Source organism: Bradyrhizobium sp. IC4060, assembly GCF_020193715.1.
In the GTDB taxonomy this organism is placed as follows: Bacteria; Pseudomonadota; Alphaproteobacteria; order Rhizobiales; family Xanthobacteraceae; genus Bradyrhizobium; species Bradyrhizobium yuanmingense.
Genome location: NZ_JADYVJ010000002.1, coordinates 1 through 12,701, shown reverse-complemented (window position 1 = coordinate 12,701; position 12,701 = coordinate 1). Strand labels below are relative to the sequence as shown.

The following is a 12,701-nucleotide window of genomic DNA, read 5'->3' as shown; positions in this document are numbered from 1 at the left end:
CTAAGAGCCCGGTGCCGCGACCAGACGGTCGGCAGCATCGAAGACGAAGACATCATTGGGATCGAGCACGGCATCGAGCATCTGGCCCGGCTCGAACTCGTGCACGCCGTGCAGCACCGCCACCCAATTCGATCCGTCGCGGGTCAGATGCACGAAGCTCTCCGAACCCGTGATCTCGGTCACCGTGACAGTGGCGTGGAAGGCGTGACGGTCGGCCTCGCCATTGGCAAGCCCGAGCTGATGGGCACGAAAGCCAACGCGATAGAAGCCGTCGGGCAGACCGGCATAAAGCCCGGACGCGGGCGCTGCACTCCCGCCCGCATATTGGACCATGCCGTTCCCCTTCTCGAGGCCCACGAGATTCAGCGGCGGATCCGAAAACACCTGCGCAACGCGCAAGGTCTGCGGCCGGCGATAGACATTGGTGGTCTCACCCATCTGCAGTGCCTGGCCCTCCCACATGCACACCGTGTTGCCGCCGAGCAGCAGCGCCTCGGTCGGCTCGGTTGTGGCATAGACGAAGATCGCGCCGGAGGCCTCGAAGATGCGCGGCAGCTCCGCCCGCAGCTCCTCGCGCAGCTTGTAGTCGAGATTGGCGAGCGGCTCGTCGAGCAGCACGAGGTCGGCGCCCTTGACCAGCGCGCGTGCGATCGCGGTGCGCTGCTGCTGGCCGCCGGAGAGCTGGAGCGGCGTGCGCTTCAGGAACGGCTCGAGCCGCAGCAGCTTTGCGGCCTCGGCGACGCGCGCCTCGATCTCGTCGCGCGGCTTGCCCTGCACGCGCAGGGGCGAGGCGATGTTCTCGTAGACCGTGAGCGAGGGGTAGTTGATGAACTGCTGGTACACCATCGCGACCGAGCGCTGGCGCACGTCGGCGCCGGTGACGTCCTTGCCGTTGACGAACACCTTGCCCGTGGTCGGCTTGTCGAGGCCGGCGAGCAACCGCATGATCGAGGTCTTGCCTGACAGCGTCGGCCCGAGCAGCACGTTGAGCGTACCGCTCTCGAGCGTCAGCGAGACGTCACGGATGTGCGGCACGCCTTCCACGGTCCGGGTCACGTGATCGAGTGTCACGGTCATGAGCGTCCTCCCGTTTCCAGCAGGGGACTTTGCGCCACGGCATGGCTCCTGATCCAGTCGTCGAGGGTCGCGATCTCGTCGGCAGATAGTCGCAGGCCGAGCTTGGAACGGCGCCAGACCACGTCGTCGGCGGTGACGGCCCATTCGTTGGCCATGAGATAGCGGACCTCGCGCTCGGTTAGCGTGGCGCCAAAGGCCTGGCCGAGATCCGCAGCCGATTTTGCATCGCCGAGCAGCTTGATGGCACGGGTGCCATAGGCGCGCGCCAGGCGCCGCGCATGCTCATGGCTGAGGAAGGGATAGCCGCGCTGCAGCTCGGCGATCAGGCCGTCGATGTCGGATACGTTCATGTCACCGCCCGGCAGCGGCCATTTGCCGGTCCAGCCTTCGCGCGCTTTCGCACTGCGCAAGTAAGGCGCAAGGCGCTCCAAGGCCTCTTCGGCGAGCCTGCGATAGGTCGTGATCTTGCCGCCATAGATCGACAGCAGCGGCACGCCGCCGGGCGTGTCGAGCTCGAACACGTAGTCGCGCGTCGCGGCCTTGGCCTCGCTGGCGCCGTCGTCATAGAGCGGACGCACGCCGGAATAGGTCCAGACCACGTCGGTGGGCGCGACGGGCTTGGCCAGATATTCGCTGGCCGCCTTGCAGAGATACTCGATCTCTTCAGTCGTCGCCTTCACCTTGGCGGGATCGCCGTCATAGTCGCGGTCGGTGGTGCCGATCAGGGTGAAGTCATCCTGGTACGGGATCACGAAGATGATGCGGCCATCGGCATTCTGGAACATGTAGGCGCGGTCGTGGTCGTAGAGCTTCTTCACGACGATGTGCGAGCCCTGCACCAGGCGCACCTTGGCTTTCGCATTCACGCCGGCGCCGCGGCCGAGCACGTCCTCGACCCAGGGTCCGCCAGCATTGATCAGCGCCTTGGCCTGGATCTGCGAGCGCGCGCCGGTCAGCGTATCGACCATGCTGACGGTCCAGACGCCGTCCGACTGGCGAATCTCGGTGGCGCGGGTTCGGGTGCGGATCTCGGCGCCCTTGTCGGCGGCATCGCGCGCATTGAGCACGACGAGGCGGGCGTCGTCGACGAAACAGTCCGAATATTCGAAGGCGCGGCTGTAGCGGTTCGGGATCAGCGGCTTGCCGACCTCATCGCGCTTGAGATCGACCGAGCGGGTCGCCGGCAACAGGTGACGGCCGCCGATGTGATCATAGAGGAAGAGGCCGAGGCGCAGCAGCCAGGCCGGGCGCAGGCCGGCGTGATGCGGCAGAACGAATCGCAGGGGCCGGATGATGTGGGGCGCGATGCCCCAGAGGATCTCGCGCTCGATCAGGGCCTCGCGGACCAGCCGAAACTCGTAATATTCGAGATAGCGCAGGCCGCCATGCACGAGCTTGGTCGACCACGACGATGTCCCGCTCGCCAGATCGTTCATTTCGCACAGGAAAACGGTATTGCCGCGGCCCACCGCGTCACGCGCAATGCCGCAGCCGTTAACACCGCCTCCGATGATGGCGAGATCGAAAATACGCTCCAACAGACGCATCCCCCGGCGACCGCCCGTTCCATCAAGCGGCTACTTTCGCTTTTGATTAGATCACACCGAAAAACGAAAGCAAGATGAAAGAGAGGCGAAAGGAAGCGAAAGCGGAAGTTTCTTGGTGGGCAAGAGGAGTTCATGTTGGGCAGCGCCACGGCGATTTGGGAGGCACCAGCACCTTGATTGGTCAGCGTCGAGCGATTATAGTCATACTAGTCAAAATGGTTTATCCCTATGGTCAATCGTAACGTTGAACCCGACGCGCTTCCAACGAATGACAGCTGGACGTTGGCCAATGCCAAGGCGCGACTGTCCGAGGTGCTCGACCGCGCCCAGACCGGCCCGCAGGTCATCACCCGTCACGGCAAGCCGAATGCCGTCATCGTTTCCGTCGAGGAATGGGCGCGCAAGACAGCGCGCAAGGGCACCCTGGCCGAATTCCTGCTGGCCTCGCCGTTGCGCGGCGCCGACCTTGAACTCGACCGGCTGCACGACGCGCCACGCGACGAAGTGCCATGAACCTTTTGCTGGACACCAACGTGCTTTCGGAAGTTCAGCGGCCCGCGCCTTCGCCAAAAGTTGTGGCATGGCTGGATAGGATCGATGAGGACCGTGCGTTCATCAGCGTCACCTCGATCGCCGAGCTTCGCCGTGGCATCGCATTGCTTGAGGATGGTCGCCGACGCACCGCGCTGGCCGCCTGGCTTGCCCACGATTTGCCTGCGCGGTTTGCCGAGCGCGTCCTGCCGATCGACCAAACAGTGGCCGAGCGCTGGGGTGACCTCATGGCGCAGAGCCGCAAGAGCGGCGTCGCATTGTCCGTCATGGACGGCTTCTTTGCGGCGACTGCGCTGGTCAACGATCTCACGCTCGTCACACGCAACGTGAAGGATTTTGCGGCTTTCGGCGTTCCGCTGCTCAACCCGTGGGACGGCGCTTAGCCTCTATCTCAGCCGCACCACTGGTGCGGCTTCCGGTGCGGCATCCTGCACCTCGGCCGACGCATCGTCGACCTCCGCGCCCTTCGGCATCGCCTCGACCACCTCGATGCCCTTGCTGTGGCAGATGGTGGCGAGGCGCTCGGGCAGCTCCTGGTCGGTGACGAAGGTCTGGATCTGGGTGATGTGGGCGATGCGCACCGGCGCGCTGCGGCGAAGTTTTGTGGAATCGGCGACCAGCATGACGCTGCGGGCATTGGCGATGATGGCCTGCGCCACCTGCACCTCGCGGTAGTCGAAGTCGAGCAGCGCGCCCTCCTCGTCGATCGCCGAGGCGCCGATGATGGCATAGTCGACCTTGAACTGTCCGATCAGCTGCGTCGCGGTCGAGCCGACCACGGCGCCATCGGCGCGCCGCACCGTGCCGCCGGCGACCACCACCTCGATGCGCGGATGGCGGTAGAGCAGCATGGCGACATTGAGGTTGTTGGTGATGACGAGCAGATCCTCATGCGAGGTCAGCGCGCTCGCCACCTCCTCCGTCGTGGTGCCGATGTTGATGAAGAGCGAGCAGCCGTTCGGGATCAGCGAGGCGGCGGCAGCGCCAATCGCCTTCTTCTCGTCGGCGGCGACGAAGCGGCGCGCCTCATAGGCGAGGTTTTCCACGCCCGAGGCGATGATGGCGCCGCCATGGATGCGGGTCAGCGAACGCCGCTCACAGAGATCGTTGAGATCCTTGCGGATGGTCTGCGCCGACACCTCGAAGCGGCGCGCCAGCTCCTCGACCATGACGCGGCCGGAGGCGCGCGCGATGTTGAGGATTTCGGCTTGGCGATGGGTCAATCCGGTCACGGCAACGGCCTCAAATCAGAATGATGCATGGTGCGGCGGTTCGCGCCTGCGGTCAATGCGGACGCCGATCACGGTTGACGGATGAAGGTCCTCACCCCGCCATTTCTCACCATGCCATGGCACTTGCAAGACGTGCGAGCAGCGTCGGGTCGTCGAACGCGCTGGCGGAGGCGACCGCGCCTGCTCCAACCAGGTCAGCATGGCTGAGGCTGGTGCGGATGCCGACAGTCGGAATGCCGGCGGCCGTTGCGGACTGCACGCCGGTGCGGGAGTCCTCGAATGCGATCGAGGCTCGCGGGCTCGCGCCGACGAAACGCAGCCCCTCCTGATAGGGCAGCGGATGCGGCTTGCCGTGCGGCAGCTCGGCGCCGATCACCAGCGCCTTGAAACGATGCGTGATGCCGAGTCCTGAGAGCAGCAGCTCGGCGTTGAGACGCGGCGCGTTGGTCACCGCAACCATGGGAATGCCGGCGCCATCGGCGCGGTCGAGCAGCGCCATCAGGCCCGGCAGGGGCGCGATCTGCCCGGCCACCAGCGTGCGGAAGACCTCCTCCTTCTCTTCGAGGATGAGGGCGCGCCGCTCCGGCGCCTCGTGGGGCAGAAAGCGCTCGCCGATCGCGACATTGGCGAAGCCCTGCAGCTCGAGGGAGAAACGTGCGTGATCGAAGACGTGTCCGTGCGGGCCGAGCACCTGGTTGAAAGCCTTCAAGTGCAACGGATCGGTGTCGGCGAGCGTGCCGTCGATGTCGAACAACAGCGCCCGGCCCGTTCCATCGTGTTTGGTCTCGATCATTTCCGTACTTTCCCACATGCGCGGCGCATCGATGCGGAAGGCGTATCAATACGGCCTCGATCGCGCAATGACGCATCGACATGAGGCAGGTGACACTCGACAAAGTCGCGTGCGACTGCAACACTGATTGCAAGATCAAAAAGGAGGAAACGATGACGATCAACCGACGCGATCTGGCTCTCTCGACGCTCGCCGTGTCCGCGCTTGCGTTCGCCACGCCGGCGCTCGCCGCTTCGGCAGACGAGGACGCCGTGGCGAAGAGGGTCGAGGCCTTCCGCCTCGCCCAGATCGCGGCCGATCCCAAGGCGCTCGGCGCGCTCTGCGCGGAGGAACTGAGCTACAGCCATTCCAGCGGCAAGGTCGAAGACAAGGCGGCGTTCATCGCCAACGCCACCGACGGCAAATCGAAGTTTCTGTCCATCGAATACAAGGATCCCACCATCAAGGTCGTCGGCCCCGCAGCGATCGTGCGTTTCCACTGGCTGGGCGAGCAGGAGATGGCGGCCGATGGGAAAAAAGTATCGACCAACCTTCACATCCTGATGAACTGGCAGAAGCAAGGCGACGAGTGGAAGCTGTTGTCGCGGGCGGCGACGAAGTTGTGATCACGTCTTTCCCCTCTCCCCTTGCGGGAGAGGGTGGCTTCGCAAACCGAAGCCGGGTGAGGGGTATCTATCCGCGGATCTAACTCTCTATTGAATTCGCGGAGCCAACCCCTTATCCGGCGCTTCGCGCCACCTTCTCCCGCATCCGCCTTCGCCAAGGCTTCGGCGGACATGAGGGGAGAAGGAAGGAGGCAACATCAAGGGCGGCAAAAAATTCCGACCACGCCTCGCGGGCCGGAATGACAGTTACGCCGCCTCCTTCACGTCGCCATTCACCAGCCTGCGCGCGGCGCGCTCGGCTTCGCGGGCGTTGCGGAAGAGCTGGCCTTCGAGACGGTTGAAGCGGTGCGATGAGGCGAAGAAGCAGTAGCCTCCAGAAGAACGAACGACGATACCTGCGGTCTGCGAATCGACTTCGATGATGTAGCTGTCCGGCATAGTCCGTGGCTTCCTCAGTGCGGGCAAACAACGGCGCTCCCGCCCAAAGGTTCCCAAGGGCATTGCGGCGTTTCCACCCCGAATCGACACGCAATTGAGTACGCCGGGACCTCATCCGTTTTATGACTGGTTCTTGACTGGTTCTTGGCGAAGCCGCGACGATGTGACTTGCTCGTGCCGCGTTCTGCGGCGCTGCAAGGCCTCGCAATATGGGGACAGTGCGTCGCGCGCGATTACGTCGCGATCGGCGGATCGTTTTGCTGGATCGCCCGGGGACGGCCGTGGTCGTCGATCGAGACGTAGGTGAAATGACCGTCGGTGACGAGGAACGGATGCAACTCCTTGCGCCGCAATGCCCAGGCCTCGAGATGCACGGTCAGCGAGGTGCGCCCGACGCGCACGAGATTGGCGTAGACCGAGACGAGATCGCCGACATAGACCGCTTTGCGAAAATTCATCGCCTCGATCGCGACCGTCACGGTGCGCGACCGCGCGACCTTCGAGGCGAACACGCCGCCGCCGACGTCCATCTGGCTGAGCAGCCAGCCGCCGAAGATGTCGCCATTGGCATTGGTGTCGGCCGGCATCGCCAGCGTGCGGATGCAGAGATCCCGCTCGGTCCGGCCGCTTGTTCGCTCATATGGCTCTCACTTGAAATTGTCCCAGCCCGGATCGGGCGCGAAGCGCGCGCCGAATCGTTCCGCCAGCGCGCGCAGAGTGGATACGATGTTCTCCACGCCGCGCGTGCGCGCGTAATTCAGCGGGCCACCGCGGAAGGGTGCATAACCAGTGCCGAAGATCATGGCGCCATCGACCGCGTCGGCATCGTCGACAATGCCCTCGCGAAGCGCCGCGACGCAGACATTGGACATCGGCAACACCAGGCGGTCGATCATCTGGTCGGTGACCCGCGGTCCGGTCTCCGGCAACGCTGCTTTCTCCGCCTTGCCGTCCTTCCAGGTGTAAAAGCCCTTGCCGGTCTTGCGGCCGAGCTCGCCCTTGGCGACCTTCTCGCGCAGCCAGGCCGGCGTCGGCGGCAGGAGATCGCCGAACTTGGTGCGCAGCATATCGCCGACGTCGAGGCAGATATCGAGCCCGACCTGATCGGCCAGCTCGATCGGGCCCATCGGCATGCCGAACTGCTCGGCCGCTTCATCGATCAGGCGCTGGTCGATCTTCTCGTCCAGCATCACCATCGCTTCCAGCATGTAGGGCGTCAGCGCGCGGTTGACGAGGAAGCCGGGCGAGCTCTTCACAGGCAATGGCAGGCGGTCGATCGCTCCGACGAAGGCGAGCGCCTCTTTCAGCACCTGTGCATCGTTGCCGTCATGGCTGACAACCTCGACCAATTGCAGCCGCGACACCGGGTTGAAGAAATGCAGGCCGACCAGCCGCTCCGGCCGCGCCAGCGTGGTGCGCAGATCCTGCAGCGGAATGCTGGACGTGTTCGTCGCAAGGATGGCTCCGGGCTTCATCCGCGGCTCGAGTCCGGCATAGACCTTCTGTTTCAGTTCCAGCTTTTCCGGCACCGCCTCGATGATGAGATCGGCGTTGCGGACGCCCTCGCCGTCCATGTCGGGAATGAGGCGGTCGAGCGCGTCGCGCTCGTCGGTGGGCTTGCGGATGATCTTGCCGTAGAGGTCGGCCGCGCGTTTGACCGCGCCTGCGATCGGCTCCGGCTTCATGTCGGCGAGCGACACGCGAACGCCCTGCCCCGCACACCAGGCCGCGATGTCGCCGCCCATCGCGCCGGCGCCGATGACGTGGACATGCTTCACCGTGTTGCCGGCGCCTGCCGCCTTCTTCATCTGCTCGCGCAGGAAGAAGACCCGGATCAGATTTTGCGCGGTCGGCGTCACCATCAGCTTGGCGAACGAGGCCTGTTCCGCCTTCAGCATCGCGGATTTGCTGCCGCCATGCGCTTCCCAGAGATCGATCAGCGCATAGGGCGCCGGATAATGCTCGCGCGATGCGGCCTTCGCGGCCTCCGCTCGCATGCGCTTGGCCAGCAGGCCGCGCACCGGCCCGAGATTGGCGGCACGCATCAGCAGACCAGGCTTGGCCCGCTTCAGACGGCCGAACAGCGCATCCTTCACCGCGCCCTGGACATGCCGCTCCTGCGTCACGGTGTCGACGAGGCCGAGCGATCTGGCTCGGCGCGCATCGATGGTGCGCCCGGTCAGCATCAGCGCCATCGACTGCGTCGGATTGACGAGCGCAGTGAAACGCGCGGTGCCGCCAAGGCCGGGATGCAGGCCGAGCATCACCTCCGGGAAGCCGAAACGCGCCCCATCGATGGCGATGCGCGCCTGGCAGGCCAGCGCCACCTCGAGCCCGCCGCCGAGGCAGAAACCGTGGATGACCGCGACCGTCGGCAGCCTCAAGGCTTCCAGATGGTCGACCACCGCATGCGCGGCGCGGATGCGCGTCTCCACCATGCCGGCATCGCTGGCCCCGCGGAATTCATTGACGTCGGCGCCGGCAATGAAGCCGGACGGCTTTGCCGAGCGGATGACGAGACCGGCGGGACGCTCGGTCTCGATCGCCGCGAGCACGGCGTCGAACTCCTCCATCACGTCGGAGGACAGGGTGTTGGCGCTGGCATCAGCGCGATCGAACAGCAGCCAGGCGACGCCGTCTTCATCTCGCGTCAGCTTGAAGTGCTTGTAGGGACCATCCGGCGCAGGGCGCGGCCCGAGCTCCAGCACGCGGTCGGCGAGCACGGTCATGATCTTGGAATCCATGGTCATACCGCCTCGATCAGCATGGCGCCGCCGAGCCCGCCGCCGATGCATTCGGTGGCAATTCCGCGCCGCGTGCCGAGCCGCTTCATCGCGTTGACGAGATGCAGCACGATGCGATTGCCGGAGGTGCCGACGGGATGGCCGAGCGAGATCGCGCCGCCGTCGACGTTCAGCCGCTCGCGGTCGATCTCGCCGGCCGCGCCGTCGAGCCGCAATATTTCGCGGCAGAACTTGTCGTCGTTCCAGGCGGCGAGACAGCCGAGCACCTGCGTTGCGAAGGCCTCGTTCAGCTCCCAGGTCTCGACGTCCTTGAGGGTGAGGTCGTTGCGCTTCAGCAGCGGCGTCACCGACATCACCGGACCGAGCCCCATGATGCTGGGGTCGAGCGCGGCCCAATGGCTGTCGACGATCGCAGCTTTCGGCGTCAGCTTGTGCTTTGCAACGGCAGCGTCAGAGGCGAGGATCACCCAGGAGGCACCGTCGGTGATCTGCGAGGAATTGCCGGCGGTGACCTGGCCCCATGGGCGTTCGAACACCGGCCGGAGCTTGGCGAGCGTCTCCGCCGTCGAATCCGGGCGCACGCCATCGTCGTGGTCGAAGAACTTGCCGTCGCGGGAAAACGCGGTTTCGACCTCGCCTTTCAGATAACCCGCGCCTTGCGCATGCGCGAGCCGGCGATGACTCTCGGCCGCATAGGCATCCGACTGCGCGCGCGTGATGCCGAAGAGATGGCCGACGACCTCGGCTGTCTGGCCCATGTTCAGCTCGGTGACGGGATCGGTCAGGCCGCGCTCGAGGCCGATGATCGGCTTGAGATCGCGCGGCCTCAGCTTGAACGCCGAGGCGAGCTTCGCGGCCATGCCCTTTGCGGTGGCAAGGCCGGCGAACCAGCGCACGCCGGAATTCGGCCAGACCAGCGGCGCGTGGCTGAGCGCCTCGGTGCCGCCGGCCAAAACCATGTCGGCATGGCCTTCGCGGATATAGCGGTAGGCGGTGTCGATCGACTGCATGCCCGAGCCGCAATTGATCTGCACGGTGAAGGCGACCATGTCCTCGCCCATGCCGAGCCGGAGCGCGGCGACGCGGGCCGGGTTCATCTCGTCCGCGATCACGTTGACGCAGCCGAGGATGACCTGGTCGAAGCTATCGGGCGAGAACGGCTGGCGCGCCAGCAGCGGTCGGCCGCATTGCACGGCGAGATCGACCGGTGTGAACGGCCCTGGCCCCGAACGCGCCTTCAGGAACGGCGTCCGGCTGCCGTCGACGATGAATACCGGTCGTGCCATCAGCTCGCCGCCCTCTGCTCACCGAGTTCCTGGAAGAACTGATGCACATTGACGGTTTTCTTGTAAATCGGCGACAGCGCCTCCGGCGCAAAATCGTCGACCTCTATCACTTTTGTGACGGCTTCGCGGGCAGCGGCGAGTTGCTCGCCCTCGGCTTGCGTGATTACGCCCTTGGTCACCGCCTCCTTCCAGTCGCGGATATGCGCAGCACGCATGCGCCTGGCGATCGCATCCGTCGCCGCGACCAGCTTGAACGCGCGCTCCAGCCGGGCAAAGCCGCCGTCGTCGTCGACATGGGCCAGATCCGGCGTGAGGCGATCGCGTGCCGCGGACGGCTCCAGCACGATGGCAGCGCATTGGTGCACGATGCGGTCGGACGGGCCGAGCACGCGGGCGCCGAACGGCTGCACCACGAGCCTGAGGAAGCCGGCGACGAAGCGGTTCGGCAGATTGGCCAGGATTTCGGCAAGCCGGTTCTCGATGGTTTTGAACCCGGTCGCCATGCACCATTCCAGCGCGGCAAAATCCTCCTTCTGCCGCCCCTCGTCCTGCCAGCGCTTCAGCGCGGCCGAGAGCAGATAGAGCTCGGACAGGATGTCGCCGAAGCGGGCCGACAGCATTTCCTTGCGCTTGAGCGCGCCGCCGAGCGTCAGCAGCGCCATGTCGGCGCAGAGCGCGAAGGCCGCCGAGTAGCGCGAGAGCTGGCGATAGAAGGGCGTGGCATCGCCCGCATCGGGCACTGGGGCGAATGCGCCAAAGGTCCAGCTGCGACCCATGGCGCGGAAGAGTGTCCTGAAGCTGTGGCCGACATGCTTCCAGAACGCCTTGTCGAACGCGCCGAGGCCGCGCTCGCGATCGGTATCTGCGAGCGCGTTCATCTCGTCGAGCAGGTAAGGATGGGCGCGGATGGCTCCTTGTCCGAACACGATGAGATTGCGGGTCAGGATGTTGGCGCCTTCGACGGTGATGCCGACCGGCACGGCGCGGTGGAGATTGCCGAGATAGTTTTGCGGACCGTCGATCACGGCCTTGCCGCCATGGATGTCCATGGCGTCGTCGACCGCGGTGCGCATCCGCTCAGTCGCGTGCAGCTTCATGATGCCGGAGATGACGGCGGGATGGATGCCGGCGTTCAGTGCCGCGCAGGTGAGCCGGCGCGCGGCGTCGAGCTGGTAGGCGGTCGCGACGATGCGGGCGAGCGGCTCCTCGACGCCTTCGAACTTGGAGATCGAGATGCCGAACTGCTCGCGGATGCGCGCATAGGCGCCGGTGGTGCGCGCGGCATAGGCGGCCCCGGCCGCCGACAGCGACGGCAGCGAGATGCCGCGGCCGGCGGCGAGCGCCGTCATCAGCATCTTCCAGCCCTGCCCCAGCCGCTCCTTGCCGCCGATGACGTAGTCGAGCGGGATGAAGACGTCCCGGCCCCAATTCGGGCCGTTCTGAAAGACCTGCATGGAGGGCAGATGACGCTGCCCGATCTCGACGCCGGGCAGGTTCGTCGGGATCAGCGCCACGGTGATGCCGAGCTCTTCCCGGCTGCCCACGAGATGATCGGGATCATAGGCCTTGAAGGCGAGACCGAGCAACGTCGCGACGGGACCGAGCGTGATGTAGCGCTTGTGCCAGTTGAGGCGGAGGCCGACCACCTCGCGACCCTCGAATTCGCCCCTGCAGATGATGCCGGTGTCGACCATCGAGGCGGCGTCGGAGCCGGCTTCCGGGCTGGTGAGGCCGAAGCAGGGAATCTCGCGGCCGTCGGCGAGGCGCGGCAGCCAGCGCTGCTGCTGCTCTGTGGTGCCGAAGCGCATCAGGAGCTCGCCCGGGCCGAGCGAGTTCGGCACCATCACGGTGACCGCGGCCGCGATCGAGCGGGTCGAGATCTTGCGCACCACTTCCGAATGCGCGTAGGGCGAGAAGCCGAGGCCGCCGTACTCCTTCGGGATGATCATGCCGAAGAATTTCTCGCGCTTGACGAAGTGCCAGACGTCCGGCGGCAGGTCGCGCGACTCCCAAAAGATCTTCCACTCATCGAGCATGGCGCAGAGCTCGTCGACGGGGCCATTGAGGAAGGCCCGCTCCTCGTCCGTCAGCGTCGCCTGCGGGACGTTCAGCAGCTTCGACCAGTCGGGGTTGCCGGTGAAGAGATCGGCATCCCACCAGACGTCCCCCGCCTCCAGCGCCTCGCGCTCGGTGTCGGACATCGCCGGCAGCACGCCGCGCGCCCATGAGAAGATCGGCTTTGTGATGGTGTCGCGGCGGAAGCTCATGGCGGACCTCATGCATCGGCGCGGTTTTCGGGCATTTTAGCGGAAAGTGGCTGGCGGAGGCGAGCATCTCGCCTGCAACATTGACGCGGCCGGGCGGCCGCCCGAGCGATAACGGCGGGGGCTGTCCCTTATACACATCTCCGAGCCCACGAGACATCTC

12 protein-coding genes are annotated in these 12,701 nt (G+C 65.6%); 3 read left to right on the top strand and 9 right to left on the bottom strand.

Going from position 1 to position 12,701, the window contains the following annotated elements; translation table 11 throughout:
• Complete coding sequence (locus I6F16_RS06950; protein WP_057026248.1) at nt 1-1,077, bottom strand: ABC transporter ATP-binding protein; 1,077 nt, start codon at nt 1,075-1,077, stop codon at nt 1-3.
• The gene (gene glpD / locus I6F16_RS06945) at nt 1,074-2,624 is read right to left on the bottom strand and encodes a glycerol-3-phosphate dehydrogenase (RefSeq protein ID WP_036013856.1); all 1,551 of its coding nucleotides are present in this window, start codon (nt 2,622-2,624) and stop codon (nt 1,074-1,076) included. Before glpD ends, I6F16_RS06950 begins: the two co-directional genes overlap by 4 nt.
• A gap of 228 nt (nt 2,625-2,852) precedes the next feature.
• On the opposite strand from glpD, the gene I6F16_RS06940 reads away from it, so the two are divergent.
• Both I6F16_RS06940 and I6F16_RS06935 read left to right on the top strand, forming a co-directional pair.
• A complete protein-coding gene (locus I6F16_RS06940; protein WP_057026246.1) occupies nt 2,853-3,137 on the top strand; it encodes a type II toxin-antitoxin system Phd/YefM family antitoxin in 285 nt (94 codons plus the stop codon).
• Nucleotides 3,134-3,559, top strand: a complete 426-nt coding sequence (locus I6F16_RS06935) for a type II toxin-antitoxin system VapC family toxin (RefSeq protein ID WP_225114965.1) — start codon at nt 3,134-3,136, stop codon at nt 3,557-3,559. Before I6F16_RS06940 ends, I6F16_RS06935 begins: the two co-directional genes overlap by 4 nt.
• A 3-nt stretch (nt 3,560-3,562) precedes the next feature.
• On the opposite strand, the gene I6F16_RS06930 is transcribed toward I6F16_RS06935, so the two are convergent.
• Complete coding sequence (locus tag I6F16_RS06930) at nt 3,563-4,408, bottom strand: DeoR/GlpR family DNA-binding transcription regulator (protein ID WP_036013860.1); 846 nt, start codon at nt 4,406-4,408, stop codon at nt 3,563-3,565.
• A gap of 106 nt (nt 4,409-4,514) precedes the next feature.
• Nucleotides 4,515-5,201, bottom strand: a complete 687-nt coding sequence (locus I6F16_RS06925) for an HAD-IA family hydrolase (protein WP_225114966.1) — start codon at nt 5,199-5,201, stop codon at nt 4,515-4,517.
• A 152-nt stretch (nt 5,202-5,353) separates the two neighbouring features.
• On the opposite strand from I6F16_RS06925, the gene I6F16_RS06920 reads away from it, so the two are divergent.
• A complete protein-coding gene (locus I6F16_RS06920) occupies nt 5,354-5,806 on the top strand; it encodes a nuclear transport factor 2 family protein (protein WP_036013866.1) in 453 nt (150 codons plus the stop codon).
• A gap of 246 nt (nt 5,807-6,052) precedes the next feature.
• Here the strand turns inward: I6F16_RS06920 and I6F16_RS06915 are convergent, their stop codons facing one another.
• The 5 genes from I6F16_RS06915 to I6F16_RS06895 all read right to left on the bottom strand — a co-directional run bounded on the left by I6F16_RS06915 (nt 6,053) and on the right by I6F16_RS06895 (nt 12,541).
• Nucleotides 6,053-6,244, bottom strand: a complete 192-nt coding sequence (locus I6F16_RS06915; RefSeq protein WP_036013862.1) for a hypothetical protein — start codon at nt 6,242-6,244, stop codon at nt 6,053-6,055.
• A gap of 233 nt (nt 6,245-6,477) precedes the next feature.
• A complete protein-coding gene (locus I6F16_RS06910; protein WP_225114967.1) occupies nt 6,478-6,831 on the bottom strand; it encodes an acyl-CoA thioesterase in 354 nt (117 codons plus the stop codon).
• A gap of 60 nt (nt 6,832-6,891) precedes the next feature.
• Nucleotides 6,892-8,988: a 3-hydroxyacyl-CoA dehydrogenase NAD-binding domain-containing protein gene (locus tag I6F16_RS06905; RefSeq protein WP_225114968.1), complete on the bottom strand. Its 2,097-nt coding sequence runs from the start codon at nt 8,986-8,988 to the stop codon at nt 6,892-6,894.
• A gap of 2 nt (nt 8,989-8,990) precedes the next feature.
• Nucleotides 8,991-10,274, bottom strand: a complete 1,284-nt coding sequence (locus I6F16_RS06900) for an acetyl-CoA C-acetyltransferase (protein ID WP_225114969.1) — start codon at nt 10,272-10,274, stop codon at nt 8,991-8,993.
• The gene (locus tag I6F16_RS06895) at nt 10,274-12,541 is read right to left on the bottom strand and encodes an acyl-CoA dehydrogenase (RefSeq protein WP_225114970.1); all 2,268 of its coding nucleotides are present in this window, start codon (nt 12,539-12,541) and stop codon (nt 10,274-10,276) included. The genes I6F16_RS06900 and I6F16_RS06895 overlap by 1 nt, the downstream gene beginning before the upstream one ends.
• Nucleotides 12,542-12,701: the final 160 nt, after the last annotated feature.